The organism is Zestomonas ipomoeae (assembly GCF_057128665.1).
In genome coordinates, this window is the sequence record NZ_JBSKHQ010000048.1 from 1 (window position 1) to 1,173 (window position 1,173).

At 47.5% G+C, this 1,173-nt stretch carries 2 protein-coding genes; both read right to left on the reverse strand.

The window, feature by feature from the left end; genetic code table 11:
- Window positions 1-102 precede the first annotated feature (102 nt).
- Window positions 103-585, reverse strand: coding sequence for a hypothetical protein (locus tag ACWKV7_RS23645; RefSeq protein WP_483860155.1), 483 nt, complete (start codon window positions 583-585; stop codon window positions 103-105).
- Window positions 586-659: 74 nt separating this feature from the next.
- Window positions 660-1,073: an ankyrin repeat domain-containing protein gene (locus ACWKV7_RS23650; protein WP_483860156.1), complete on the reverse strand. Its 414-nt coding sequence runs from the start codon at window positions 1,071-1,073 to the stop codon at window positions 660-662.
- Window positions 1,074-1,173 lie beyond the last annotated feature (100 nt).

The following is a 1,173-nucleotide window of genomic DNA, read 5'->3' on the forward strand; positions in this document are numbered from 1 at the left end:
ATATACGAATGCAACCGCGCTGACGACAGGATCGAAAAAAGCTGTCCTCACTGCTTGTGGGGAGAGTCCATATACCAGTAGTTAGGAAACCGCACGCATAATTTATAGGGATATTCCGTAGTAAGAGCTTGTTGCTTTTTCTGCTTCCCAAAGAGGTTTTACCCTTGGTGACTCAATGATTGACCTCATTCCGTTACACCACGATTTCCATACGACGGGGTCAATATAGCCAAGCTCATAATAAAGGTGCTCTTCTCCGCAAAGATTGAAGTAATCAATTAGCGAGGATTCTTCTTCTGAGGTTAGTGGTGTATTACTTTTGCTTATGATGTTGGCCAGATTTTCATTCATGCCGTCATAGCGGGCATTGAATTCTTTGAAGAGCTCACGAAATAGCTTAAGTTCTTCTAGGCGCTGTTTTTGGATGAAGTAGATAACTGACAGTACGGAGCCCGCAACTGTAGCGATGGATGTTATTGAGGTTTCAGTACATAAGAAAAACGCTACTGCCCCGACCAGTATTGTGCCAAGAAGCCACCAGTAATTCCTGAATAGCCAGAATTTGAGTTTTACGCCGATACGCATTCGGTGTTCCTAACGTTTGGTTAAGGGGCCGGCTTTAGCCGGTCCCGAGTGAGCGAAGCGAACGACTTGAACCACTAGTTAGAAGCCAAGTACGCAGCAATTTTTGGCCTTTTATGCTTTAGGGCTAGGTCGTATGCAGTATTACCCTGAGCATCCTTTGCTTCTTTGTTTGCGCCAGCCTTGAGCAGTATTTGTACAGATTTCAGATTTGCCCTTGCAGCCCAGTGGAGCGGTGTCATGTCGTTGGTGTTTTTCGCTTTTATATCGTGACGGGCCCCAACCGATAACAGAAAACGAACCATGCCTGAGCGCCCCCAGGCAGCCGCGCCGTGCAGAGGTGTTTCCCCGGCAGTATCGATATGGTTAACGTCTGCTCCTTTTCTGACTAGACGGCGGGCTCTGCGAAGATTCCCTGCCCAAGCAATAGCGTGCAACTCTGTTTCTGCACCGCCATCCAGCGCATTGCCCGGTTCAAATTTCTTATTCATGGCTTCTAACAAGAATTGGGCCCCCTAAGGATCCTCTGAAGTAGCCATGCATTTCTGGCTGACTTCAGCCTCCGCTGATTTTGAAAGCGGAAAATCGATC